The organism is Pseudomonas sp. FBCC-B545 (assembly GCF_059134095.1).
The window spans coordinates 1,449,084-1,473,746 of the sequence record NZ_CP101441.1; the positions used below are offsets into that span (position 1 = coordinate 1,449,084).

The following is a 24,663-nucleotide window of genomic DNA, read 5'->3' on the forward strand; positions in this document are numbered from 1 at the left end:
GCGCCGGTATAAACAGAGTTTCGCGGGTGGCTGTAAAGCGACCCGTTCGAGGAGATAGCATGATCGTTCGTCCCGTACGCAGCAGCGATTTACCGGCCCTGATTGATCTGGCGCGCAGCACCGGCACCGGCCTCACCACCTTGCCGGCCAACGAAGAGCGCCTGACCCACCGGGTTGGCTGGGCGGAAAAAACCTTTCGCGGCGAAGCCGGGCGCGGCGATGCCGACTACCTGTTCGTGCTGGAAAACGACGAAGGCCGCGTGGTGGGAATTTCCGCCATTGCGGGTGCCGTTGGCCTGCGTGAACCCTGGTACAACTTCCGGGTCGGGTTGACCGTCAGCGCGTCCCAGGAACTGAATATCTACCGTGAGATTCCGACGCTGTTCCTGGCCAACGACCTCACCGGCAATTCCGAATTGTGCTCGTTGTTCCTGCACGCCGATTACCGCAATGGCCTCAACGGTCGCATGCTGGCCAAGGCGCGCATGTTGTTTATCGCGGAGTTCCCGCAGTTGTTCGGCAACAAGATCATTGCCGAGATGCGCGGTGTGTCCAACGACGCCGGGCGCTCGCCGTTCTGGGAAAGCCTGGGCCGGCACTTCTTCAAGATGGAGTTCAGCCAGGCCGACTACCTCACTGGCGTGGGCAACAAAGCGTTTATCGCCGAGCTGATGCCGAAGTTTCCGTTGTACAGCTGCTTTCTTTCCGAGGATGCGCGCAATGTGATCGGTAAGGTGCATCCGGACACCGAACCGGCGCTGAGCATGCTCAAGAGCGAAGGCTTCAGCTACCAGGGCTATGTCGACATTTTTGACGCCGGCCCGGCGGTGGAGTGTGAGACCAGCAAAATCCGCGCGGTGCGCGACAGCCAGTCACTGGTATTGGCCATCGGCACGCCGGGGGACGATGCCACGCCGTTCCTGATTCATAACCGCAAGCGTGAAGAGTGTCGTATTACCGCCGCTCCAGCTCGCCTGGCCGCAGGCACCCTGGTGGTCGATCCGCAGACCGCCAAACGCCTGCAGCTGGTGGTGGGGGATCAAGTGCGTGCTGTTCCGTTGTCCGCTGCTCGGGAGTCGAAATAATGAATTCGTTGTATATCGCAGGTAGCTGGCTGGCCGGCCAGGGTGAACTGTTTGAATCGCGCAACCCGGTGACCCAGCAGGTGCTGTGGGCCGGCAATGGCGCCACCGTCGAACAGGTCGAGTCCGCCGTGCAGGCCGCGCGCCAGGCATTCCCGGCCTGGGCCAGGCGCCCGCTGGAAGAACGCATCAGTGTGCTGGAAAGGTTCGCCGCCACGCTTAAAAGCCGCGCCGATGAAATCGCCCGTTGTATCGGCGAGGAAACCGGCAAGCCGCTGTGGGAGTCGGCGACTGAAGTTACCAGCATGGCCAACAAGATCGCGATCTCGGTACAGAGCTACCGCGAACGTACCGGCGAGAAGAGCGGCCCGCTGGGCGACGCCACCGCCGTGTTGCGCCACAAGCCTCACGGCGTGGTGGCGGTGTTTGGCCCTTACAATTTTCCCGGGCACTTGCCCAACGGCCATATCGTCCCGGCGTTGCTGGCGGGCAATACCGTGCTGTTCAAACCGAGCGAGCTGACCCCGAAAGTCGCCGAGCTGACCGTGCAATGCTGGGTCGAAGCCGGCTTGCCGGCGGGCGTGCTGAATTTGCTGCAAGGCGCGCGGGAAACCGGCATCGCCCTGGCGGCCAATCCTGGCATCGACGGCCTGTTCTTCACTGGCTCCAGCCGCACCGGCAATCACCTGCACCAGCAGTTCTCTGGGCGCCCGGACAAGATCCTGGCCCTGGAAATGGGCGGTAATAACCCGCTGGTCGTGGACGAAGTGGCCGATGTGGATGCGGCGGTCTACACCATCATCCAGTCGGCGTTCATCTCGGCGGGCCAGCGTTGCACCTGCGCCCGTCGCTTGCTGGTGCCGGAAGGTGCCTGGGGCGATGCGTTGCTGGCGCGGCTGGTGGCGGTCAGCGCGACCATTGAAGTGGGCGCATTCGACCAGCAACCGGCACCCTTCATGGGCTCGGTCATTTCCCTTGCGGCGGCCAAAGCGCTGATGGAAGCGCAGGAACTGATGCTGGCCAATGGCGCCGTGGCGCTGCTGGAGATGACCCAGCCACAGGATCAAGCGGCTCTGCTGACCCCAGGCATTATCGACGTGACTGGCGTGACCGAGCGCGAAGACGAAGAACTGTTTGGCCCGCTGTTGCAGGTGATCCGCTACGCTGATTTTGCCGCGGCGATCGCCGAGGCCAACAACACTCAATACGGCTTGGCCGCTGGTTTGTTGTCGGATTCCGAAGCGCGTTACCAGCAGTTCTGGCTGGAAAGCCGTGCCGGCATCGTCAACTGGAACAAGCAACTGACCGGCGCCGCCAGCACGGCACCATTTGGCGGGGTAGGTGCGTCGGGCAACCATCGCGCCAGTGCATATTACGCGGCCGATTATTGCGCGTACCCGGTGGCGTCGCTGGAGACTCCAAGTCTGGTGGTTCCAGCCACGCTAACCCCTGGCATTACACTGATCTAAATGTGGGAGGGGGCTTGCTCCCGATAGCTATCTATCAGTTGATAAATCAGGTGACTGAGCTGCCGCTATCGGGAGCAAGCCCCCTCCCACACCGGTTCAGTGGTGTGTTTAAGTAATTTGATGCCTATAAAAACAGATGTTCGTGGAGCCTCGCCGATGAAATCCTATGAAGTCAATTTTGACGGTCTAGTGGGGCCGACCCATAACTACGGCGGGTTGTCCTACGGCAACGTCGCGTCCCAGAGCAACAGCCAACAATCTTCCAATCCGAAGGAAGCGGCGTTGCAGGGTTTGCAGAAAATGAAAGCCCTGATGGACATGGGCTTTGTGCAAGGTGTGTTGGCGCCTCAGGAACGCCCGGACGTAGCCGCCTTGCGCAAACTCGGTTTCAGCGGCAGCGACGCCCAGGTGATCCAGCAAGCGGCCAAGCACGCGATGCCGTTGCTGGTGGCCAGTTGCTCGGCATCCAGCATGTGGGTGGCCAACGCCGCAACCGTCAGCCCGAGCGCCGACACGGCAGATGGCCGCGTGCATTTCACCGCCGCGAACCTCAACTGCAAGTACCACCGCAGCATCGAACACCCCACCACCAGCCGCGTACTGGGGGCGATGTTCGCCGATCAGAAACACTTCGCTCACCACGCCGCCTTGCCGGCGGTGGCGCAGTTCGGCGATGAGGGCGCGGCCAACCACACACGTTTCTGCCGTGAATACGGCGAGGCCGGCGTTGAGTTTTTCGTGTTTGGCCGCAGCGCGTTCGACACCCGTTACCCGGCCCCGCAGAAGTACCCGGCGCGCCAGACCCTTGAAGCGTCCCAGGCGGTCGCGCGCCTGCACGGCCTGAAGGATGACGGCGTGGTCTACGCCCAGCAGAACCCGGCGGTGATCGATGCCGGCGTGTTCCACAACGATGTCATCGCGGTGGGTAACGGCGAGATGCTGTTCTACCACGAAGATGCGTTCCTCAACACCGAACAGATGCTCGCCGAGCTGCAAGCCAAGTTGGGCAAGCTGGGCGGCAACTTCCAGTCCGTCTGCGTGCCCCGTGCCCAGGTCAGTGTCGAGGACGCGGTGCGCTCCTACCTGTTCAACAGCCAGTTGCTGACCCGCCCTGACGGTTCGATGCTGTTGATTGTGCCGGAAGAGTGCCGCGCCAACGAGCGCGTGTGGCAATACCTGCAGGGCTTGACCGCCTCCGGAGGGCTGATCCGCGAGGTCAAGGTCTTCGACCTCAAGCAAAGCATGCAGAACGGTGGTGGGCCGGCATGCCTGCGTCTGCGCGTGGCATTGAACGAAACTGAGCTGGCAGCGGTGAATCCAGGCGTTATCATGACGGCGTCGTTGTACGACACGCTGGCCCAATGGGTCGACAAACACTACCGCGACAGCCTGCGCGAAACCGACCTGGCTGATCCGCAGTTGCTGCTTGAGTGCCGGACGGCACTGGATGAACTGACGCAAATCCTTAAACTGGGCTCGGTTTATCCTTTCCAGATCAATTAACGCCGTACGGCTGAGAACTATTTATGACCACCGACACCCTGAAACTGATCCTTGAAGACACTGACGGCACCCAGCTGGAAACGTCCTGCACTCGCGTTGCCGTGGTGTGGCAGGGCAAGGAGATCTGGATCCAGCACGACGGTCGCGGCCAACTGCTGATCGGTGTGGATGTGGAAGAGGGCGACGCCGAATACGCCAATCTGCTGATGCGCCCATTGGCTACCAACCTGATGAGCCTGCAACTGGAAATGGAACCGGCCGACGTTGAGGGTGATGATGACGATCACGTCCATGGTCCTGGCTGCAACCACTAAGGAAGCTGCTTATGCTCGCCCTCGGCAAACTGCTTGAACTGACCCTCGCCGGTCGTGAACCGGCGCAAAAAATTCAACTGACTGTCGACGGCGTGCAGATGCGCTGGCTCAGTGAGGGCGCGCTTGAAGTGCGCCCACCTGAGGCGCGTGACAATGGCAGCGACCTGCTGCTGTCGTCCGGCATCCATGGCAACGAGACCGCGCCGATCGAGTTGCTCGACCGCCTGTTGCATGGCATTGCCCGCGGGGAGATCAAGCCCCGTACCCGTATTCTGTTCCTGTTCGGTAACCCCGAGGCCATGCGCCGCGGCGAGCGTTATCTCGAACTGGACATCAACCGGCTGTTCAACGGCCGACATGAAAGCAACATTGGCCCTGAGGCCATGCGCGCCGCCGAACTTGAGCAACGGGCCCGCAGCTTCTTCAGCCTACCTGGCCGCTCGCGCCTGCATTACGACCTGCACACCGCGATTCGTGGTTCGAAGATCGAGCAGTTCGCGTTGTACCCGTGGAAGGAAGACCGACAGCATTCGCGCCGTGAGCTGGAGCGCCTCAACGCGGCCGGTATGCAGGCGGTGCTGCTGCAGAACAAAACCTCGATTACCTTCACCGCGTTTACCTACGAGCAACTCGGTGCCGAGGCGTTCACCCTGGAGTTGGGCAAGGCGCGGCCGTTCGGACAGAACGACGGTGTGGACGTGTCGCGCCTGGAAGCGCGTCTGAAGCAGATCATCGAGGGCAACGAGCCTGAGACCGGCAGCCTGGACGGCCTGCAACTCTTCGCCGTTGCGCGGGAAGTGATCAAGCACAGCGACGCCTTCCTGATGCATCTGCCCGCAGATGTGGAAAACTTTTCGGAATTGGAAAAGGGCTACCTGCTGGCCGAAGACGTGGCCAAGACCCGCTGGGTGATCGAGGAGGAGGGCGCCCGCATCATCTTCCCCAACCCGAAGGTGAAGAATGGTCTGCGCGCCGGGATTCTTATCGTGCCTGCCACGGATGCTGGGTTGGCTTAAATCTTAAGCCCAACTGGATCCAAATGTGGGAGGGGGCTTGCTCCCGATGACGGTGTATCAGTTACAGATGAGCTGACTGACACTCTGTTATCGGGTTCAAGCCCCCTCCCACATTGTCTTTGCAGTGTTGCTTATACCGCTACAGCCCGCGGCTCACTACGACGGATCGCCCGTACTTTGTGCAGGGTATCGGCGCACGTACGCGCAGCTTCCTGGCCCTTATGCACGAAGTGCTCATAGAAGAACGTGGTGTGCTCGCTGCCCGCGTGGAAGTGATGCGGCGTCAGGGACACCGAGAACACCGGCACTTCGGTTTCCAGTTGTACCTGCATCAGCCCGCTGACCACCGACTGTGCGACGAATTCGTGACGATAAATGCCGCCATCCACCACCAGGGCGGCGGCAACGATGCCGGCGTAACGGCCGGTCTTGGCCAGCAGCTTGGCGTGCAGGGGCAGTTCAAAGGCGCCGCCGACTTCAAAGAAATCGATGTCCGATTCCTGGTAGCCCTGGGCGATCATTTCGGCGAGGAAACCTTTGCGCGATTGATCGACAATATCCTTGTGCCAGCAGGCCTGGATAAACGCGACGCGCTCACCGTGATGGTTTTTGCTTTTGCTGTCGATTGCGGTGGGTTGCATGTTCTGACTCCTGTTTAAGAAAAAAACAGGGCGTTATGAATCGAATGGGATTTAAGGGTACGAACAACGGCGTCATGCAGGCATGAGGTCAGTGCGCGGCCCTTAGGTGCCAATCCCGTTCTCTCTTCATCCGGACTATGACCGTCGGCCCCGGGATCACACCGGGTCTGCTGACCTTGTCGCCGTCCCGCGTGAGCAGTTCGAGGCGCCAAGCGCTCGCGGGCTATGCACATTGCGTGCAATTACCGCCGGTGGGGAATTGCACCCCGCCCTGAGAACGTTGCCGCCAGAACCCTGGCGGCGGAGAGTTTTTAACATGGTTTTTCAAAAACTGCACGATTGCCGTATCGATAACCTATATCGGTTTGTTTGGTTGGTATTCGATTGAATGCAGGCGGGGCTTGATATTCCGCGGCTTTGCCCGCAGTAATCACTCACAAAAGGATTTATCCATTCCATCTGAGGCCCCCCTTCATGACCGTGATCGACCTGCGCAGCGACACCGTGACCCAACCCACCCCCGGCATGCTTGACGCGATGGCCAGTGCCGTCAGCGGTGATGATGTCTATGGTGAGGACCCCAGCGTCAACCGCCTGGAGGCCGAGTTGGCCAAGCGTCTGGGGTTTTCCGCTGCGCTGTTCGTGCCCACCGGCACCATGAGCAACCTGCTGGCGTTGATGGCTCACTGTGAGCGCGGCGAGGAATACATCGTCGGCCAGCAGGCCCACACTTACAAATACGAAGGCGGCGGTGCAGCGGTGCTTGGTTCGATCCAGCCACAGCCCCTGGAAGTGCAGGCGGACGGCTCGCTCGATCTGGACCATGTGCTCGCAGCCATTAAGCCCGACGACTTCCACTTTGCCCGCACGCGCCTGCTGGCGCTGGAAAACACCATGCAGGGCAAGGTGCTGCCGTTGGAGTACCTGGCCAAAGCCCGCGCCTTCACTCGTGAGCACGGCTTGGCCTTGCACCTGGACGGTGCGCGGATCTACAACGCTGCGGTCAAGCTGGGAGTCGATGCGCGCAAGATCGCCGAGCATTTCGATTCGGTGTCGGTGTGCCTGTCCAAGGGCCTCGGTGCGCCGGTCGGCTCGGTGTTGTGCGGCTCTACGGCGCTGATTGCCAAAGCGCGGCGGCTGCGCAAGATGGTTGGCGGTGGCATGCGCCAGGCCGGCTCCCTGGCGGCGGCGGGGCTGTATGCCCTGGATCATCAGGTGCAGCGCCTGGCTGATGACCATGCCAACGCGCAATGGCTGGGGGATGAGCTGCGCAAGGCCGGCTACACCGTGGAGCCGGTGCATACCAACATGGTGTATGTGCAGGTCGGTGACCAGGCCCAGGCCCTGAAAGCCTTTGCTGCCGAGCGTGGGGTCAAGTTGAGTGCTGCGCCACGGTTGCGCATGGTCACGCACCTGGACGTCAGTCGGGCACAGACCGAGCAAGTCGTGCAGGCATTCGTCGAGTTTTCGCGAAAATGACAGTGCACGCCGTCTAATTGAGTGTTTCTATCACATAAACACGCTGTACCACCGGCAAAGGGCCGATATAATGCGGCCCTTTGCCGTCGCTCCGTCTGATGATGTTGCGCACTGGCCTTTGGCCGCAGCCTCCGTGGAAGAACCTAATGAAAAGCGCAGAAATCCGTGAAGCCTTCCTTCGCTTCTTCGAAGAGCAAGGCCACACCCGTGTAGCCTCCAGCTCATTGATCCCAAGCAATGACCCAACCCTGCTGTTCACTAACGCGGGGATGAACCAGTTCAAGGACTGTTTCCTGGGCCAGGAAAAACGCGCCTATACCCGCGCAGTCAGCAGTCAGAAGTGCGTACGCGCCGGTGGTAAGCACAACGACCTGGAAAATGTCGGCTACACCGCCCGTCACCACACCTTTTTCGAAATGCTCGGCAACTTCAGCTTTGGCGATTATTTCAAGCAGGACGCGATCAACTTCGCCTGGACCTTCCTGACCGGCGTATTGAAGCTGCCGAAGGAAAAACTCTGGGTCACCGTCTACGCCACTGACGACGAGGCCTACGACATCTGGACCAAGCAAGTCGGTGTGCCGCCTGAGCGCATGGTGCGTATCGGCGACAACAAAGGCGCACCGTACGCGTCCGACAACTTCTGGACCATGGGTGACACCGGCCCATGCGGCCCCTGCACCGAGATCTTCTACGATCACGGCGCCGACATCTGGGGCGGCCCACCGGGATCGCCGGAAGAAGACGGCGATCGCTACATCGAAATCTGGAACAACGTGTTCATGCAGTTCAACCGCACCGCCGATGGCGTGTTGCATCCGCTGCCGGCGCCGTCGGTAGACACTGGCATGGGCCTGGAGCGGATCAGTGCGGTGATGCAGCACGTGCACTCCAATTATGAAATCGACCTGTTCCAGAGCCTGCTGGCTGCCGCGGCCAAGGCCATCGGCTGCGCCAATGAAGACCAGGCGTCGCTGAAAGTGGTGGCTGACCACATCCGTTCCTGCGGCTTCCTGATTGCCGACGGCGTACTGCCGTCCAACGAAGGCCGTGGCTACGTGCTGCGTCGCATCATCCGTCGCGCCTGTCGTCACGGTAACAAGCTGGGCGCCAATGGCAGCTTCTTCTACCAGATCGTGGCGGCCCTGGTCGCCGAGATGGGCGAAGCCTTCCCGGAACTCAAGCAGAACCAGGCGCACATCGAGCGCGTGCTCAAGGCCGAAGAAGAGCAGTTCGCCAAGACCCTGGAACAGGGCTTGAAAATTCTCGAGCAGGACCTCGCCAACCTGCAAGGCACCGTGGTGCCAGGCGACGTAGTGTTCAAGCTCTATGACACCTATGGTTTCCCGATGGACCTGACCGGCGACATCGCCCGTGAGCGTAACCTGACCCTCGACGAGGAAGGTTTCGAGCGCGAGATGCAAGCCCAGCGGGTGCGTGCGCGTTCCGCCAGCTCTTTCGGCATGGATTACAACAGCCTGGTCAAGGTCGATGTGGCCACCGAATTCACTGGCTACAAGGCCACCAGTGGTTCGGCCAAGGTGGTTGCACTGTATAAGGACGGTCAGTCCGTCGACGTCTTGAATGAAGGCGACGATGGCGTGGTGGTACTGGACCAGACGCCGTTCTATGCCGAGTCCGGTGGCCAGATCGGCGACTGTGGTTTTCTCAAGGCGAACTCCGGTCGTTTCGACGTGCGTGACACCACCAAGACCGGCGGTGCGTTCCTGCACCACGGTGTATTGGCGTCGGGCAGCCTGACCGTCGGTTCGCCAGTGGAAACCCAAGTGGACGCCGACGTGCGCCACGCCACCTCGCTGAACCATTCGGCCACCCACTTGCTGCACGCGGCACTGCGCCAGGTGTTGGGCGAACACGTCCAGCAGAAGGGCTCGTTGGTCGACAGCCAGCGCCTGCGTTTCGACTTCAGTCACTTTGAAGCGATCAAGCCTGAGCAGATCAAGGCCCTGGAAGACATCGTCAACGCTGAGATTCGCAAGAACACCGCGGTGCAAACCGAAGAGACCGATATCGAGACTGCCAAAGCCAAGGGCGCCATGGCGCTGTTCGGCGAGAAGTACGGCGACAGCGTGCGCGTACTGAGCATGGGGGGCGACTTCTCGGTGGAGCTGTGTGGCGGTATACACGCCAACCGTACCGGCGATATTGCCCTGCTGAAAATTGTCAGCGAAGGCGGCGTGGCGTCCGGTGTACGTCGTATTGAAGCGGTCACCGGTGCTGCGGCCCTGGCCTATCTCAATGCGGCTGAAGAACAACTCAAGGAAGCGGCCACCCTGGTCAAGGGCAGCCGCGACAACCTGATCGACAAGCTGTCCGCCGTGCTGGAGCGCAACCGTGCGCTGGAGAAACAGCTGGAGCAGTTGCAGGCCAAGGCGGCCAGTGCTGCGGGCGACGACCTGTCAGCCTCGGCCGTGGACGTCAAGGATGTAAAAGTCCTGGCGGCGCGCCTGGACGGTCAGGACGGCAAGGCGCTGTTGGCCCTGGTCGATCAGTTGAAGAACAAGCTCGGCCGCGCAGTGATCCTGCTCGGCAGTGTCCATGAGGATAAGGTCGTTCTGGTTGCCGGTGTAACCAAGGACCTGACTGGCCAACTCAAAGCCGGTGATTTGATGAAGCAAGCCGCTGCGGCAGTGGGCGGCAAGGGCGGTGGTCGTCCGGACATGGCCCAAGGCGGTGGTGTAGACGCTGCGGCCCTGGACGTGGCCCTGGCCCTGGCCGTGCCGTTTGTCGAGGCAGGTATTTAAGGCGCTGTTAATCGGCCCGTGGTGTCGTCACGGGCTTGTTCAGTGCGGGTGGATTGGATATTAGGCGCCCCTTTACGGGCTGAGGCGGCTTGGAAATGGCTTTGATCGTACAGAAATTTGGAGGCACCTCGGTTGGTTCTGTCGAAAGAATCGAGCAGGTCGCCGACAAGGTTAAGAAGTTCCGCGATGCCGGCGATGACCTGGTGGTGGTGCTGTCGGCCATGAGTGGCGAGACCAATCGCCTGATCGAACTGGCCAAGGCCATCAGCGGGGATCAACAGCCGCTGCCGCGTGAGCTGGATGTGATTGTGTCCACGGGCGAACAGGTAACCATTGGGCTGTTGGCCATGGCGCTGAACAAACGTGGCGTGCCTGCGGTGTCCTACACTGGTAGCCAGGTACGCATTCTTACGGACAGCGCGCATACCAAGGCGCGTATTCTGCAGATTGACGATCAGAAAATTCGTACTGATCTGAAAGCAGGGCGCGTGGTAGTTGTAGCGGGTTTCCAGGGCGTGGACGAGCAAGGCAACATCACTACCCTTGGCCGTGGCGGTTCGGACACCACGGGTGTGGCGCTGGCGGCAGCGCTCAAGGCTGACGAATGCCAGATCTATACCGATGTGGATGGCGTCTACACCACTGACCCGCGGGTTGTGCCTGTGGCCCAGCGCCTGGACAAGATTACCTTTGAAGAAATGCTGGAAATGGCCAGCCTGGGTTCCAAGGTGTTGCAGATTCGTGCGGTAGAGTTCGCCGGCAAGTACAACGTCCCGCTGCGCGTATTGCACAGCTTCAAGGAGGGGCCGGGCACCCTCATTACTATTGATGAAGAGGAATCCATGGAACAGCCGATCATTTCCGGCATTGCTTTCAATCGCGATGAAGCCAAGCTGACGATCCGTGGCGTGCCAGACACTCCGGGCGTGGCTTTCAAGATTCTCGGCCCTATCAGCGGCGCGAACATCGAAGTCGACATGATCGTGCAGAACGTTTCGCACGATAACACCACCGATTTCACCTTCACCGTGCACCGCAACGAGTACGATGCGGCGGAGCGGATCCTGCAGAACACCGCGAGCGAGATTGGCGCCCGTGAGGTGGTGGGTGATACCAAGATCGCCAAAGTGTCGATCGTGGGCGTGGGCATGCGTTCCCATGCTGGCGTTGCCAGTCGCATGTTCGAGGCGTTGGCCAAGGAAAGCATCAATATCCAGATGATCTCCACGTCGGAGATCAAGGTGTCTGTAGTGATCGAAGAGAAATACCTTGAGCTGGCTGTGCGTGCGCTGCACACCGCTTTTGAGCTGGACGCACCGGCCCGACAGGGCGAGTGATGGGTAGCCAGGAAGGCGCGGTTTTACCGCGCCTTTCATTTTTTTGTGGGGCGCATGCTCTTTTGCGTGGGCTCGACAATACTTAGGCAGGTAGGGCTATGGCCTTTCGGTTGTAGGTCGAATGCCTTTTTTTTGCAGACTGTTGTTCCTGAACTGAAATGCGTGAGGAGAAAGGCATGCTGATTCTGACTCGTCGTTGCGCAGAAAGCCTGATTATCGGTGATGGCGAAATCACCGTGACCGTGCTCGGCGTCAAAGGCAATCAAGTGCGTATCGGGGTTAACGCTCCGAAAGAGGTAGCGGTCCACCGCGAGGAAATCTACCTGCGGATCAAGAAAGAGAAGGACGAAGAACCAAGCCTTTAATTTTTATCGTTTTTTATGTTTGCAAACGGGGAAGAACGTGGTTAATATACGCCCCGTGTTGCGGAGAGCTGGCCGAGTGGCCGAAGGCGCTCCCCTGCTAAGGGAGTACACCTCAAAAGGGTGTCGGGGGTTCGAATCCCCCGTTCTCCGCCATTATTTGCTTAGTACGTTGCAATCTGGTTTTTTTGGTAAGTTGTTGAAAATACTCGAAAAAATAGCTTTACATAGAGATTGAACGGCCTATAATGCGCGGCAACAAATGCACTCGTAGCTCAGCTGGATAGAGTACTCGGCTACGAACCGAGCGGTCACAGGTTCGAATCCTGTCGAGTGCACCATTTAAGAGTCAGCTGCAGTAATGCAGGTGGCTCGGTTTAAACCAGTTGTGATCTGGTCTAAAAACACAATCTGCACTCGTAGCTCAGCTGGATAGAGTACTCGGCTACGAACCGAGCGGTCACAGGTTCGAATCCTGTCGAGTGCACCATACAAACAAAAAGCCCGCCTAGTGCGGGCTTTTTGCCGTCTGGGGTTTGTGTAGGTTTTATCCCTCGATTCAATCTTTTTCTCCTGCCCATGTGTTTTCCCTCCCGTCTGTGGCGTCGCAGTTCATGGATGTTAGCCAAGGGTGAGCTTTGACGCGCAAGCACTTGTTCTTTCCAGTTTTTTAACGTTTAAAACTTCCGGGCGGTGTATCATGCGCCCGTCAGCTCCGCCGGGGCTTGTGGAATACCTCCATGGACTTACCCAGTAGTTACTCAGTACCCCGTTTTACCAATCATGAATTGACTGATTGATCCTTCCGGCGTGCCCCGCTGCTGGGAGTGGAGTTCGCCTATGACCGAAGTAGAAGTAAAGAAAACACAAGAAAGCCTGCAGGATCGCCTGGCTCAAGTCATCGAGCTGCTACAGCGCCAGCGCGTGGTCGAAGACCTAACGCACCGCCAGGAAGGCCCGAATCATGATCGCGTTGAAAACCTGGTTCACCGGCAAAACCTGGTCGAGTTGCAACGCAAGCTCGATGATCTGCACTCCGCCGACGTTGCTTACATTCTCGAAGCCCTGCCACTGGATGATCGACTGACCCTTTGGCAGTTGGTCAAGGCTGATCGCGACGGCGATATCCTTCTAGAAGTCTCTGATTCCGTTCGTGAAACCCTGATCGCCGACATGGACGATCATGAGCTCCTGGCTGCTGCCCGGGAGATGGATGCGGACGAACTTGCCGACCTGGCCCCTGAGCTGCCCCGTGACGTCGTCCATGAGTTAATGGAGGCGCTCGACTCGCAGCAGCGCGAGCGCGTGCGTTCGGCGCTGTCTTACGACGAGGATCAGGTTGGCGCGCTGATGGACTTCGAGATGGTCACCATCCGTGAAGACGTCAGCCTGGAAGTGGTGCTGCGTTATCTGCGCCGTCTTAAGGAACTGCCAGGTCATACCGACAAATTGTTTGTGGTCGACTACGAAGGGATACTCAAGGGCGTACTGCCGATCAAGCGTCTGCTGGTCAACGATCCAGAAAAGAAAGTCGCAGACGTAATGGCCAGTGATCCGGTGAGCTTCCATCCGGATGAGGATGCTTATGATGCCGCCCAAGCGTTTGAGCGTTATGACTTGATCTCCGCGCCGGTTGTCGACAAGAACGGGAAACTGATTGGTCGTCTGACTATCGATGAGATGGTCGACCTGATTCGTGAGGAAAGCGAAACAGAAGTCCTCAACATGGCGGGCCTGCGTGAAGAGGAAGATATATTTGCCTCGGTATGGCGCTCGCTGCGTAACCGTTGGGCCTGGTTGGCGGTCAACTTGATCACTGCGTTTATCGCCTCGCGAGTTATCGGCCTGTTCGAGGGTTCCATCGAAAAACTGGTGGCGCTGGCGGCGCTGATGCCGATCGTAGCGGGTATCGGCGGTAACTCCGGCAACCAGACCATTACCATGATTGTGCGTGCCATGGCCCTTGACCAGGTTAATACCGGCAACACCTCACGCCTGATGCGCAAAGAGCTCGCGGTGGCGCTGATCAATGGCGTCGTCTGGGGTGGGGTGATTGGTATCGTCGCCTACCTGCTGTACGACAGTTGGTCCCTGGGTGTGGTCATGACCGCTGCGATGACTCTAAACCTTCTGCTGGCGGCGCTCATGGGTGTTCTGATTCCTATGACTTTGGCACGTCTTGGGCGTGATCCGGCGATGGGGGCCAGTGTGATGATCACGGCGATGACTGACAGTGGTGGCTTCTTTATCTTCCTGGGGCTGGCGACCATCTTCCTGCTCTGATTCCTTCCGGCGGGGGCAAATCTGCCCCCCTGTTCACATCATGCCTTTCCAAATTTCGCGCAAAAAAAAGCCAGCACATGGCTGGCTTCGGCTTTCTGGTGTCAATCAATTGGCTTCGGCGGCTGCCTCGACGTCGTGTGCGATCAGCGAGACCAGAGCATTTTGCTGGCGATGGGAGAGCTGACGAAAACGCTGCAGCAGTTCGCGTTCGTGCAGTGACAGCTCGGGGCTGTCCAGGCGCATGCTCAACTCTTCACCCAAGGCACCTTCCTGAATAAGGCTCTGTTCCAGGCGTGCGATGATTTCGGAGTTCATGCTGCGGTGATGATTGCGAGCCACCTCGGCAATGCGTTCCCGCATTCCGTCTGGCAGACGTACGACGAACTTGTCAGCCGTACGGCTGGAATAAATTGCCTGTTTCAATGGGCGCATATATTTAACCGGTTAGTTCAGGGGAGCGGTTTTTGGAATTGGCCGCAAGATGAGTGTTAAGACAAGGCTCACGACCAAAGTTCAACCCGAATTGCAAAGAGGCCGCATCATGCCTCAGATTTGACATTTCATTGGCGTCAATTCTGTGACAAATATTGAACTGCCTACAGGCTTTATGCCAGCACTGATTTGCGTTTTTGCGGACTGGTTAGAAAACTTTTCGCAATCAGCGGAGGGTGGCCGATCTTCGCCCATGACTGTCCCACATCCGAGTCAAAGGGCGCACACCGTAAGGAATGTGGCCTTTTGCCCGCAATCTTAAGACTAGTGGCAGTTTGCTTATTTGCTAATGTCAGGCGACATAAGGTAGGGGCATCAGCGCAGGATAGGGTCGAATTTGATTCGACGGCCTACGATGAGCGTCAGGAGCAGCAGGCTGCCAAACACGGCGCTGGCGATAAAGGCGGTGGTTTGATCATCCTGGGCCGTTGAGGCCAGGCCGAGCAGTATGGCGGCGAAAGTGAGGCAAAGTAGAAGCCAGGCAAGCTTGGACATGAGCGGTGTTCTCAGAAAACCCAGTGTTCGGAGGCAGGCGCGCCTTGTGCGTCCTGGGCCAATCTGATAGGTGACTGCGAAGTGGCGTTCATCACTGCGAGTTGAGGGCGTTGTTGCTGTTGAAGGTAATGCGGGGTCGCTTGGCTGATTTGCGCAGTGTCTTCGGTAGGCGATTGGAATTGGAGCATCACCAAGGCAGTCAATGCCACTGTGTTAAGGCCTAGCAGAAGGGCGCTGTTCATGGTGGTCTACTCCGTGGATGCCTGGATCAATTGGTTTTTGTAATAGAACCATTGCAGATGCCGTGCCAATATTTTATTCCAGTAAAATCAATTAGTTAGCTTTAGATTCGGTCGCTTAAGCTTGCAGTTTGCAAGCATGGCATTATGAAGGCAGTGCAATTTGCACGACCGATGCGTGGTGACGGGAGGTCGGGTTGCGGTTGCAATGCCACAAAAGTATCTGCCTACAATCAAAAAGCCTGCGGACGACATGACAAAATCAGCCCTGGCCGTTAACATGCTCGCCGATCATCGCTTGGCAGGCTTTTTGCGCTGACGGCAGTATTCGTCCCAGTAGCTCAATTGGATAGAGCATCCCCCTCCTAAGGGGAAGGTTGGCCGTTCGAACCGGCCCTGGGACACCATATAATTCCAGGCCTAGAGCTGTTTTAATCTCATGTCTTGTGAGACTGTGACAGCAGGGTGACAGCAAAAAGATTGTCACCAGACTGAAGCTAATCGTTCCAGCTCGGCTTTAGGTATCGCGTGCAATCCCAGTAACCCGGCCAGTTTTACGCCAGGGCCTGAGATTATCGCGAAAGCTGGGATGACCAGACCCGGCTGATATACATTTTCCCCTCGCGCCTCATTGATGCTGAAGCTGCTCGCCAGCTGCTTTTGGTACAAATAAAAAGCCTCTAATGTCGTTTCATGGGATTCCGGGTGCATTGGCTTATCTCTGGACCACGGTTCGTCACGGGTCTTGAACGAAGCAATCTGTTCAATGAGGCTGAGTAAGCAGAATTGGCGATAGGTTAGGTCCTCGGCAATATTGAGTAGAAAATTAGCTTCGGCTTTTTTGATGTACGGCATGAATACAAGGTTGGAATAGAAATTCGCGAGGTAGGGGAGCTTTAGCTGTTCGTGCTCTTGCTTCGCGGCGAGCAAGACTCCCTCAAAAACCTCCTCGGCGGGTGAGGGGTTCCCGGCTTCCGCCTCGAAAAAATCATCATCTCTTCGCGGTCGCCAGAGTAACTGTTCACGAATACTATCGATTGCCAGCGCTGCGACACCGGCGACCCGCTGCTGCTCTCTCGGCGAAAGAACTCGTTGGGCAATGTCATCCAACACTACTACGCAAGCTTCACCCACTGCAGCGCCGACCGCGGCACCTGCAACCGTGCCGGCCGGCCCCGTGAGTGACCCGACAGCGCCCCCAACTGCAGCGCCAGCGATTTTGCTGCCATGACTTAAAAGCGACAGATAATTTTTCACGGTAGCTCCTGAGAAAAGTCCATTCAAATCGATAATTGATCGCGGATGCGCAGCACTGTCGTGGTTGAGCAGTTAGCGTGCCTAGCTGTGGCACGGATGCCCAGGCCGGCGCGTAGTAGTTCAGTCACGCGCTTATGCAGGTCAGCGTCAATGGGGCGCCCCTGGTACTTACCTGCGGCTTTGGCCTTTTCGATGCCTTGAGCCTGGCGCTCGCGGCGCTGCTCGTAATCCTTGCGCGCGATCGCAGCCATCATTTCCACCAGCATGGAGTTAATCGCCCCCAGCATCCGGCCCGTGAACTCGTCGCCCTTGGTGTCCTGCATTCCCTGGTGGCTGGTCGGCAGGTCGAGCGCAACGATGCGCAGCCCCTTGGAATCGATCGCAGCCTTTAGCTTTTGCCAGTCCTCCACTGGGAGGCGGGAGAGGCGGTCTATCGACTCCACCAGCAACACGTCACCCTTACGGGCATCCTTGAGCAGGCGCAGCAGCTCAGGCCGGTCTGCGGTGGCGCCGCTGGCGTTCTCCAAGTACACGCTGGCGATGACCTTGTTATGGTCGCTGGCGAACTGCTCGAGCGATGCCCGGGCGCGGCCGGCGTCTTGTTCTTCGGTGGATGCTCGGAGGTATGCGCGGATGAACATGATGGGTGCCTGTATCAGTTAGGGCGTTCTACTAATACTGTTTCACTTTGGGTGTTACTTATCAAGCGGAAAGCCAAAAAAAACCAAAATAAGCCTGTATCTGGACAGGCATACCTAAAGGCTTACCCGAAATAAATTGCAAATAGCCAGTATGGTGTCGCAACATACGGAAAAGGATGCGGCAACGTACCCGCCATTGAAAAGGAAGGAGTGGCAAGGAAATGCTGGAAATGAATCAAAGATGGGTTCACTTTTACGGTGTGACCCTTCAGTCGGCCCCGGACGATGCGCCAAGATTCGAGCTAGAAACCTGTCTTAAAGTTCTTAAACAGAACTTCAAAGACGGAAAGCTTTACAAGTTGATAAATAAGAATACCGCGTGTATCAGAATTTCCCGCCTGATAATTAAAAGTGATTTGCGTCGGGCTAGTTTCTTATTTCAGTACTCTGATTCAAAAATTTCCGACCCCGCTTTCAGTGATCTGGAATCTGGCGAGATTCGCTCTGAGCCGAAGTTGAATGGTGAAGGTGTCGCCGTATCAGCGCATGCAATAATTTATTTGGATCCAATAAAGCCAAATGGACTTGAATATTTAATGCTATTAGAGGATGTGCCTGGTATTGGGCGGTCTAAGCTGACACCTTTTTTCAATACGCTTTTGAAAGAGTTTTTGACAAAAGAATTCGAAAATGTCGATGGTGTTGTGCTGTCGTGTTATCCAGTAATAGGTTTCGATAGTCTTGCGAGCCAATCATTATTGAATGATCTAGAGAAGGGTGAGTTGCAGTTTATAGAGTTATTCAAGAATGAGACTGTGCAAGAGTTAGATGAGGAGCCCGCCCTAGATAAGATTACGACAGTAGTCAAAATTAAAGCTCACTCAAAAGTGAATGGTCAACCGGCCGTCGATTTCATTAATCGTGCTAAAGAAGTTGGAAACGATAAGGGCTATCCTGATATGCGGGTAGTCTTCAAGAAACCAGGCGGCAAGCAACGCTCGGTGCGATTTTCTACGCTGCGCGAGGACGCCGGTGATGCGGTATTCGGACGCATGGAACTAATTGATACAGATTACGATCTACCGCAGTGCGCCCGTGAGATAGACAAAAAATTTCTTGGCGAAATGAGAAAACTTAAAAAGTAAGGGGGGCATATGGGCAGTATCAACAGATTGCTGACCCCTCTTTCTTATTTGCGTATTAAGAGGCAGGATAAAGTATTAGATGAATTTGTAATTCCTGGCGTGTTGACAGTGATCTTAATGGCTGTCTTGTTGTGCTTTTCAGGAAGAATTCCAATTTTTTCTGAGAAGGGCGTTATAAGTGTAATTGTAAGTTATCTTCAGATAGTCTCAGGATTCTACATAGCATCTTTAGCCGCGGTTGCGACTTTTAATAAAGATTCTATGGATAAGGCTATGCCCGGTATTCCCGTCGTGCTTCCGTCGCGCAAAAAACGAAGAGGAAAGCCAGAAGCGTTATCGCGCAGGCGATTCCTGTGCTTTATGTTTGGATATCTCTCATTTGTTTCTCTGTTCTTGTACTTTGGTGGCAGCGCTTTGGTGCTACTTGCTCCTCACTTAAAGTTGATTGTTTCAGGTGCGTGGCTTGTTGTTTTGAAGTGGTCGGTAGTGGCGATTTATATGTTCATGACAGCGAATATGTTGGTCACCACGCTGCTTGGCTTGTATTACATGACTGATCGTATTCATCGTAAAGAGGCAGCTTTCGTCACGTCAATTGTAGTTTCGACTGATGATGAGGAAGAAGAGGACGATGAAGAGGAGGATGAAGATGGTGAGAAGAAAGGGAAAAAAGTTACCTAATTCGTCGATCCTTGAATTGCTGAAACTGCCCAGGCTAAGTTTCTTTCGTTAAAAAGAGTCTCGCCACCCAAAATTGGTATCGTCAAAAAAACGACACAGTGTGTAGGCTTCAACACACTGTGTTGTTTGCGACACGGTGGTGGTTCAAAGCGAGCTGGGGCGAATATCCGTGCCGTTCTGCGTGCCAGAGATTCGGTACTTCTGAACCTCGCCCGCCGCCACCTCTGAGGCCGTCTCCTTGACTGGCTGGCCGATCTGCATCGCGCAAAGGCCGTTACCCTCATCGTCGCCAGCGATGCCGACAATATGACGGCCCGGCTTGAGCTGGAATTTCACCACTTCGCCAGTGTTGATGCGGGCGACCTTTTTCCCGTCAATGAGCAAGGTCGCCATACAGCCACCCGAAGCCCAAAACCCGTTATCCCGGCTTACCACCAACGTAGCACCACCCGGAACGGCGGCCTGGTAGGCATAGACCCGATCGGCAGGCACGCGCTTGGCCAAACCTGGCTCTACCGGCGTGCTTGAACAGCCGGCCAGCAACACGGCAGCGGCGGAGAGCAGAATCCTGTGCATATTTCTTCCTCGTGGGTTGATGGGTGACTTTATAGCAGCCTGGCTACATCTGGTCTTCGGCGTAGATCGCGGCACTGATTATCGCGCCTCCTACCCGCCGCTTGCCGTAGCAGAGTGGTACCGGGTTACCGGATGCCGTGGTGTTCTTGGCGCTGCCGAAGGCGTAGCCGGGTGTGTTCTCGGGCGCCGCGCTGGTCTTCAGGCCGCCGGCCTGGGGACTTAGCATTTGGATAACGCCACCGGCAGCAAGAGCAATCCCTGGGGCAAGCGTAGCGCCGTTGGTGAATGGGCTAGCCACGATCAACACGATGCCGATGATGGTCTGGAGTATGCCGGCGCGCTTGCTCCCGGTGATCACTGGAACCACCCTTATTTCCCTGGCCCCGCCGAGAGTCAACTCGGATTCGCCCACGTTCTTCCTGTTGCGGAAAATTGCGAACTCCAGGCCGATAGACCTTGCTCGCGCGATGTCGCTCAGGAAGCCCGGGTGATTGACATCGATCGCCCTCAGCGCCTCCCTGGTATCGCCGTGAGCGGACAAAGCATAGGTATGTCGACGGCCATATTTTTTGGCCAGTGAGCCACTGAGCAGAATGGTTGTGCGTGGTGAATATTCGATGGCAGTCATACCCGATCCTCAGCGTAAATAGCCGCGCTGATGATGGCGCCGCCCCAGCGTCGGTGTCCGATGCAGAGAGGTACCGGCAAGCCCGATGCCACAGTATTTTTCGCACTACCAAAAGCATAGCCAGGTGTGTTCTCGGGCGCGGCGCTGGACTTCAAGCCCTGGGCTTGTGGGCTCAGCATTTGAATCACGCCGCCGGCGGCCAACGCAATGCCTGGCGCAAGAGTTGCGCCATTTGTGAAGGGGCTCATAACGATCAGTACAGCCCCTATGATCGTTTGCAAGATGCCTGCCCGCTTACTGCCTACGATCACTGGAGCGATGATGATGTCGCCCTGGCCTTGATAGTTCAGCTCGCTCTCCCCGATGTTTTTCTTACCTCGAAAAACGGCGAACACTAATCCACGCGACCTGGCATTTGAGATAAAGCGTTCCAAGCCGGGAATCTGCACGCACAGTGCTTTCAAGGCTTCCGCCGGCGTCCGCACGGCAAGGTCGTAGGACCTGCCGAACTGTCGGAGCTGGCCGTAGAGCTTGATGGTGGTCATAGGGGAGTTATCGAATGCTGTAGCGGCCATGGGGCCTCCTATGGATTGGTGGAAGGGGCAGGAAGCCCAAGGCGAATGGCGAGCACTGCGCGCGACATACGCGCCTGATCGATGGTCAATTGCTCCTGGCGCGGGTCGTAGTTCCACACCCGGTTGTAAATCGCCTCGCTGGCCCGGGCGCCTCGGAATGTGCCCCTCAGCAGATCGGCCGAAACCCTGGCCTCATCTTCGGTAAAGAATGGCCCGTCCACGGTCACCTGCTGGCCGCCGCTGACGTGCTGGACCTCCCACACCGTGTAGCCGGCATCCGGCCCCTGGATCAGTTCGTAGGGTTTGAATTTCTGCGTTTTGCACGCTTCGGTAAAACGCTCTTGAAAGGTCATGTCTTCACACTCACAGAGTCTGCCGTTGATCGGCGCTACCAATACTTGCGTAGCGCACGGAGGGGCAGTTAGGCCGCTTCGGATTGATCAGGAGACGCTTTTGCGGTGGCGCGAGTGGGCATTTTCGCCAGCCATTCGCGAAGTGCTTCGGAGCCCTCACAGCCCGATCGCCACTTCTCAAACCGGCCGGTGTACCCATTCGAATTGGCGACCATACCGCTCAGTGCGACACCAGCATTGGAGGCCGTGGCCAGCACGTCATCGTAGATCGCTAGCATCTGCTTGAGCCCTTCAATGTCTTCGGCGCGCGAGGCGGCAATGCCTGCGCGCGAAAGGCTGTCAGCCGCCTCTGGCGATAGCCCGGAGAGCATTGGGTTTGCCCTGAGCACCGCCTCTACAACGTCGGGGTGACTGCCTGCGCGTGCCTCCGCGACTAGTCGCTGGCGCTCTTCCGGCTTAAGGCTCCGCACGATGGCTCGTAGCTCCTGATCAGCCAGGAAGCCAACAACGTCCGAGCTTGCGCGAGGCGTGACCGGAGCAAAGCCGTTGACCACTGTTTGGGCCAGCGTCAGCATATCCTTTGCCGCCTTTTCCATAGCCGGCATCAAGGCAGGAACGATCCCGTCAATCTGCTCCTTGCCCTTGCGCTCGATGGCCGCGGCGTTCAGGTCTTTATTTCCGCGAATCGAGAGAATTTCTTCTCCAAGGTCCTTGAAAGTCTCCAGCGCCAAGCCCTGCAAATGACGAACCGACTTCAGCAAGCCGCCGGCCTGCCAGGTGCCTTTCGTGCCATCGGGTCGCTGAATATTGAATGTTCGGGCCTCTACCTGAGAGTGCTCGTATTCGGAGTAATGGAGGTTGGCCAAGCCAACTTTGAGGACGGAGCGTTTGCCGATTTTCATTGAGTTACCTTTGATGTGTGGGTCGATTAAGCGGCGTCGACGTGAAGCGGGCGGTTCTCAACAAGCGCGATCAGCAGAGCGCTTGCCTGAACGCTTCCTTGTTCGGCGGCCGAACGTAGGCGGCCCCACGCGGCATTGATTTCGGCGCGGGTGGGTTTGGCTTGTGGGCCACGGGGTTTGGTAGTGCTGGCGCTGACTGACATGATCAATCCTCTGTGAGCTGTTGAAAGCCTTGCAAAGCTCACATTAGGGAGTATCTGGCCGCATATCCAGTGCTTTTAGGGTGCACCTAAGGTGGTACACAAAACGGGACTGAATGGGACTGAAATAGTTGGATAGAAGCGTATTTAGGAGGGGATTTTTGTTGCAGTAAGTCGAGGGTATGCAAAGTGATACAGCGCTGCGGTTTCAGCTCAGTCCAACCTAAGATTGAGGATGGAGGGGGGAGGGCTGACATCCCATTTAGGTATGTCAGGTATCCGCGCCACGTTTTGCGAGATTTGAAAACGTGGCGCGGATTTGATGCGTCCAGCTTTGGACGCGTCTCGGTATTCGCTGATCGGTCGTCGAATGGTAGTCGATTTGTGTTCAGCCCCCAGCGAAAGGCTGGCTTTCCCCAATGGGCGGAATAGCTGCTCCGACCTGCTGTCAGGCGTCCTTGTGCGGATCTAGGACGAATTCAAACTCAACGCGGCCTGCTGGCTCGGATTTACCCGCGTCAGTCCTGGGTCTGCGACTAGTGTAGATGTCTCCGCATTCCTTGGCTGCCTGCTCCATCAGTTTCATCGCCATCACCAGGTGCCCGCGCGCCTCGGCCTCTTCAAGCATCCGCCCAAGCGCGCGCAGCCTCATGGATCGGTTGGCGATCGGCTCCTTGACCACCTCAGACCTGAAACCGTTTCTGGTGTCTTCGAACAGCGTCACCCAGCGCTTTGCCAGGCCCTTGCTGCTCTTGCGGGTGGGGTCGTGGGCCTCGACGTGCTGCCGCGACACGACCACGCCGAAACCTTCCCTGACGGCCGTTGCGACCTGTGAGGGTGAGTCGAAGCACGCCAGGGACTGGACGATGAAGGCTTTGATTTCGTTGTTAAGCGCGGCCATGGGCTGGAATCTGTCTAGGGTCTGTCAAGAATCCTCATGGTTGCCCAAGCGGCGCGCAAAGGCAATGCGGGGAAGCGCACGCTAGGTAACGGCGAAGGAACTCTGGGGGTGGTTACCGGCCAGTCAGACCAAACGGTCCGAATCGGCTCATTTGGTCTGTTTGGGGGGGGCGTGTATGAAGTGTCCGGAGATAGTGAATTAGTCAAGGACCTGCAGGAGGACGTCAACCATCGGCTCGAAATACTCTGCTGAATTACGGGCGCGAGATATGTGAGCCCCGGTCAGCCCATCTGCACTTCGCAGGTCAAAGATAGGCTTTCTTGCTTCTTGAGAATATGGAACAAGGCTATGGAGGTTGGGTATCCCGCCCAAGTCAAAAAGGCCATTGCCCCAGTGGAAAACTTGTCCCAACGGTTCCAGCCGAGTCACGATATTCTGGCGGACCGCCCCCTCAATCTGCGCTCCGAACAGGTTCCAGCCCCTTGTCATGCCAGCCTCGTTGTCTCGAACATTATGCTGCTGCTTTACGTAACCGAGAAAACAGGGCTTTCCTGCTGGCAATTGAAAATCTATGAAATCAGAGTAGGAATTGCACTGATCCCACCCTGTGCGCCATGTATTGAGCTTGCTTCCTAGGTTCTCAGTTCCTCGTATCGAGAAAAGGTCGGGGGACACGGGAGTGATGAAGTAATTGCTAGCCGCCAAGACAGCGCGATTTAGCGAGCCGAGGTTTGGGCCTAGATCAAGCAGCACCACATCCGCCTGAATGGTCTCCGCACACCAGAGGATGTATCGATAGATAGCCGATTGGACCCTAAGCGCCATGGGGTCGCCGCCGCGAGCCGCTGCCCATGTGTCTCCAAGCCGATCCTCGTAAGAGCTCAACATGACATCACCTGGTACGAGGTAAAGGTTCTCGTACTCACCTAAGGCGTGCTCCTTGATAAGGCGGGTAGGTCGGCGCTCTCTGATATCACCCATACCCACGGAAACGCGCTCAATAGCATTCCAAATGCTGTTTCCTCTCTCCGATCTCCAGCTTCGTTCAAGCTCTTGATCGGAGAGGCAATAGGATGAGAGGTTGCACTGGCTATCCAGATCAACGAGCAAAACTGTCTGACCAGCACGCTCAAGCAAGTGAGCGATGTGATAGATGTAGGTCGTTTTTCCGACTCCGCCTTTGTTGTTGAAGATACTAATAATTTGCACTAGCTGTCCCTGCTCAAGACGCATATGAAGCCATGAAGCGTAGCATGAGCTGCGGCTTGTGCTTCTAGCGGAATCACCGTGGCTGCTGCAGATTTCAACACCGGTAGTGAGACCAAAC

The 24,663-nt window shown here is 57.1% G+C and carries 26 protein-coding genes, 4 tRNA genes and 1 riboswitch; of the genes, 16 read left to right on the plus strand and 14 right to left on the minus strand.

Going from position 1 to position 24,663, the window contains the following annotated elements:
* Nucleotides 1-59: 59 nt before the first annotated feature.
* The 5 genes from astA (at nt 60) to astE (ending at nt 5,384) form a co-directional block, all read left to right on the plus strand.
* Nucleotides 60-1,085, plus strand: coding sequence for an arginine N-succinyltransferase (gene astA / locus NMB39_RS06695; RefSeq protein WP_005790626.1), 1,026 nt, complete (start codon nt 60-62; stop codon nt 1,083-1,085).
* The gene (gene astD / locus NMB39_RS06700; protein ID WP_164484857.1) at nt 1,082-2,551 is read left to right on the plus strand and encodes a succinylglutamate-semialdehyde dehydrogenase; all 1,470 of its coding nucleotides are present in this window, start codon (nt 1,082-1,084) and stop codon (nt 2,549-2,551) included. Before astA ends, astD begins: the two co-directional genes overlap by 4 nt.
* Nucleotides 2,552-2,707: 156 nt before the next feature.
* Complete coding sequence (gene astB, locus NMB39_RS06705; RefSeq protein WP_057023896.1) at nt 2,708-4,054, plus strand: N-succinylarginine dihydrolase; 1,347 nt, start codon at nt 2,708-2,710, stop codon at nt 4,052-4,054.
* A gap of 23 nt (nt 4,055-4,077) precedes the next feature.
* Entirely contained in the window at nt 4,078-4,368 is a 291-nt protein-coding gene (locus NMB39_RS06710) for a hypothetical protein (protein WP_003214319.1), read from the plus strand.
* An 11-nt stretch (nt 4,369-4,379) separates the two neighbouring features.
* The gene (astE, locus tag NMB39_RS06715; RefSeq protein WP_057023897.1) at nt 4,380-5,384 is read left to right on the plus strand and encodes a succinylglutamate desuccinylase; all 1,005 of its coding nucleotides are present in this window, start codon (nt 4,380-4,382) and stop codon (nt 5,382-5,384) included.
* A 131-nt stretch (nt 5,385-5,515) separates the two neighbouring features.
* Here the strand turns inward: astE and NMB39_RS06720 are convergent, their stop codons facing one another.
* Nucleotides 5,516-6,025 carry a 6,7-dimethyl-8-ribityllumazine synthase gene (locus NMB39_RS06720; RefSeq protein WP_032879834.1) on the minus strand — a complete coding sequence of 170 codons (510 nt, stop codon included), beginning with the start codon at nt 6,023-6,025 and terminating at the stop codon, nt 5,516-5,518.
* Nucleotides 6,026-6,138: 113 nt separating this feature from the next.
* A riboswitch (FMN riboswitch) is annotated at nt 6,139-6,308 on the minus strand.
* 191 nt (nt 6,309-6,499) lie between these two features.
* Between NMB39_RS06720 and ltaE the strand changes: the two genes are divergently transcribed.
* The 8 genes from ltaE (at nt 6,500) to mgtE (ending at nt 14,251) form a co-directional block, all read left to right on the plus strand.
* On the plus strand, nt 6,500-7,504 hold the full coding sequence (gene ltaE / locus NMB39_RS06725; RefSeq protein ID WP_494339502.1) for a low-specificity L-threonine aldolase: 1,005 nt from the start codon (nt 6,500-6,502) through the stop codon (nt 7,502-7,504).
* A gap of 146 nt (nt 7,505-7,650) precedes the next feature.
* On the plus strand, nt 7,651-10,269 hold the full coding sequence (gene alaS, locus NMB39_RS06730) for an alanine--tRNA ligase (protein WP_057023899.1): 2,619 nt from the start codon (nt 7,651-7,653) through the stop codon (nt 10,267-10,269).
* Between the two features lie 95 nt (nt 10,270-10,364).
* The gene (locus tag NMB39_RS06735; protein WP_057013601.1) at nt 10,365-11,606 is read left to right on the plus strand and encodes an aspartate kinase; all 1,242 of its coding nucleotides are present in this window, start codon (nt 10,365-10,367) and stop codon (nt 11,604-11,606) included.
* A gap of 176 nt (nt 11,607-11,782) precedes the next feature.
* Nucleotides 11,783-11,971, plus strand: coding sequence for a carbon storage regulator CsrA (gene csrA / locus NMB39_RS06740; RefSeq protein ID WP_003175645.1), 189 nt, complete (start codon nt 11,783-11,785; stop codon nt 11,969-11,971).
* A gap of 62 nt (nt 11,972-12,033) precedes the next feature.
* Nucleotides 12,034-12,124 (plus strand) — tRNA-Ser (locus NMB39_RS06745).
* Nucleotides 12,125-12,232: 108 nt separating this feature from the next.
* Nucleotides 12,233-12,309 (plus strand) — tRNA-Arg (locus NMB39_RS06750).
* A 72-nt stretch (nt 12,310-12,381) separates the two neighbouring features.
* Nucleotides 12,382-12,458: transfer RNA gene (locus NMB39_RS06755), tRNA-Arg, on the plus strand.
* A 350-nt stretch (nt 12,459-12,808) separates the two neighbouring features.
* Nucleotides 12,809-14,251 (plus strand): magnesium transporter, encoded by a 1,443-nt coding sequence (mgtE, locus tag NMB39_RS06760; RefSeq protein WP_043050354.1) that lies wholly within the window; start codon nt 12,809-12,811, stop codon nt 14,249-14,251.
* A gap of 105 nt (nt 14,252-14,356) precedes the next feature.
* Here mgtE and NMB39_RS06765 read toward each other — a convergent pair whose 3' ends face one another.
* The 3 genes from NMB39_RS06765 to NMB39_RS06775 all read right to left on the minus strand — a co-directional run bounded on the left by NMB39_RS06765 (nt 14,357) and on the right by NMB39_RS06775 (nt 15,480).
* Nucleotides 14,357-14,683: an Arc family DNA-binding protein gene (locus tag NMB39_RS06765; protein ID WP_003193592.1), complete on the minus strand. Its 327-nt coding sequence runs from the start codon at nt 14,681-14,683 to the stop codon at nt 14,357-14,359.
* Nucleotides 14,684-15,058: 375 nt separating this feature from the next.
* Nucleotides 15,059-15,238: a PA3371 family protein gene (locus NMB39_RS06770; protein WP_306956322.1), complete on the minus strand. Its 180-nt coding sequence runs from the start codon at nt 15,236-15,238 to the stop codon at nt 15,059-15,061.
* 11 nt (nt 15,239-15,249) lie between these two features.
* Nucleotides 15,250-15,480: a hypothetical protein gene (locus NMB39_RS06775; RefSeq protein ID WP_306956321.1), complete on the minus strand. Its 231-nt coding sequence runs from the start codon at nt 15,478-15,480 to the stop codon at nt 15,250-15,252.
* Between the two features lie 327 nt (nt 15,481-15,807).
* Between NMB39_RS06775 and NMB39_RS06780 the strand changes: the two genes are divergently transcribed.
* Nucleotides 15,808-15,884, plus strand: a tRNA-Arg gene (locus NMB39_RS06780).
* A 76-nt stretch (nt 15,885-15,960) separates the two neighbouring features.
* Here NMB39_RS06780 and NMB39_RS06785 read toward each other — a convergent pair.
* Nucleotides 15,961-16,734: a hypothetical protein gene (locus tag NMB39_RS06785; RefSeq protein ID WP_494339501.1), complete on the minus strand. Its 774-nt coding sequence runs from the start codon at nt 16,732-16,734 to the stop codon at nt 15,961-15,963.
* Nucleotides 16,735-16,757: 23 nt separating this feature from the next.
* Nucleotides 16,758-17,375: a recombinase family protein gene (locus tag NMB39_RS06790; RefSeq protein ID WP_494339500.1), complete on the minus strand. Its 618-nt coding sequence runs from the start codon at nt 17,373-17,375 to the stop codon at nt 16,758-16,760.
* Nucleotides 17,376-17,596: 221 nt separating this feature from the next.
* Here NMB39_RS06790 and NMB39_RS06795 point away from each other — a divergent pair, with 221 nt between their 5' ends.
* Both NMB39_RS06795 and NMB39_RS06800 read left to right on the plus strand, forming a co-directional pair.
* Nucleotides 17,597-18,520, plus strand: coding sequence for a hypothetical protein (locus tag NMB39_RS06795; RefSeq protein ID WP_494339499.1), 924 nt, complete (start codon nt 17,597-17,599; stop codon nt 18,518-18,520).
* Nucleotides 18,521-18,529: 9 nt separating this feature from the next.
* Complete coding sequence (locus NMB39_RS06800) at nt 18,530-19,201, plus strand: hypothetical protein (protein WP_494339498.1); 672 nt, start codon at nt 18,530-18,532, stop codon at nt 19,199-19,201.
* Nucleotides 19,202-19,345: 144 nt separating this feature from the next.
* Here NMB39_RS06800 and NMB39_RS06805 read toward each other — a convergent pair whose 3' ends face one another.
* The 8 genes from NMB39_RS06805 to NMB39_RS06840 all read right to left on the minus strand — a co-directional run bounded on the left by NMB39_RS06805 (nt 19,346) and on the right by NMB39_RS06840 (nt 24,569).
* Nucleotides 19,346-19,777 (minus strand): hypothetical protein, encoded by a 432-nt coding sequence (locus NMB39_RS06805; RefSeq protein WP_494339497.1) that lies wholly within the window; start codon nt 19,775-19,777, stop codon nt 19,346-19,348.
* Between the two features lie 43 nt (nt 19,778-19,820).
* Complete coding sequence (locus tag NMB39_RS06810; protein ID WP_092359533.1) at nt 19,821-20,405, minus strand: tail assembly protein; 585 nt, start codon at nt 20,403-20,405, stop codon at nt 19,821-19,823.
* Complete coding sequence (locus NMB39_RS06815) at nt 20,402-20,980, minus strand: tail assembly protein (RefSeq protein ID WP_092359531.1); 579 nt, start codon at nt 20,978-20,980, stop codon at nt 20,402-20,404. The genes NMB39_RS06810 and NMB39_RS06815 overlap by 4 nt, the downstream gene beginning before the upstream one ends.
* 8 nt (nt 20,981-20,988) lie before the next feature.
* Nucleotides 20,989-21,333: a hypothetical protein gene (locus NMB39_RS06820; protein WP_186572827.1), complete on the minus strand. Its 345-nt coding sequence runs from the start codon at nt 21,331-21,333 to the stop codon at nt 20,989-20,991.
* Between the two features lie 68 nt (nt 21,334-21,401).
* Entirely contained in the window at nt 21,402-22,235 is an 834-nt protein-coding gene (locus NMB39_RS06825) for a hypothetical protein (protein ID WP_494339496.1), read from the minus strand.
* 26 nt (nt 22,236-22,261) lie between these two features.
* Nucleotides 22,262-22,438: a hypothetical protein gene (locus NMB39_RS06830; protein ID WP_177343012.1), complete on the minus strand. Its 177-nt coding sequence runs from the start codon at nt 22,436-22,438 to the stop codon at nt 22,262-22,264.
* Nucleotides 22,439-22,883: 445 nt separating this feature from the next.
* The gene (locus tag NMB39_RS06835; protein WP_494339495.1) at nt 22,884-23,336 is read right to left on the minus strand and encodes a DUF2280 domain-containing protein; all 453 of its coding nucleotides are present in this window, start codon (nt 23,334-23,336) and stop codon (nt 22,884-22,886) included.
* A 198-nt stretch (nt 23,337-23,534) separates the two neighbouring features.
* Entirely contained in the window at nt 23,535-24,569 is a 1,035-nt protein-coding gene (locus NMB39_RS06840) for a ParA family protein (protein ID WP_494343366.1), read from the minus strand.
* Nucleotides 24,570-24,663: the final 94 nt, after the last annotated feature.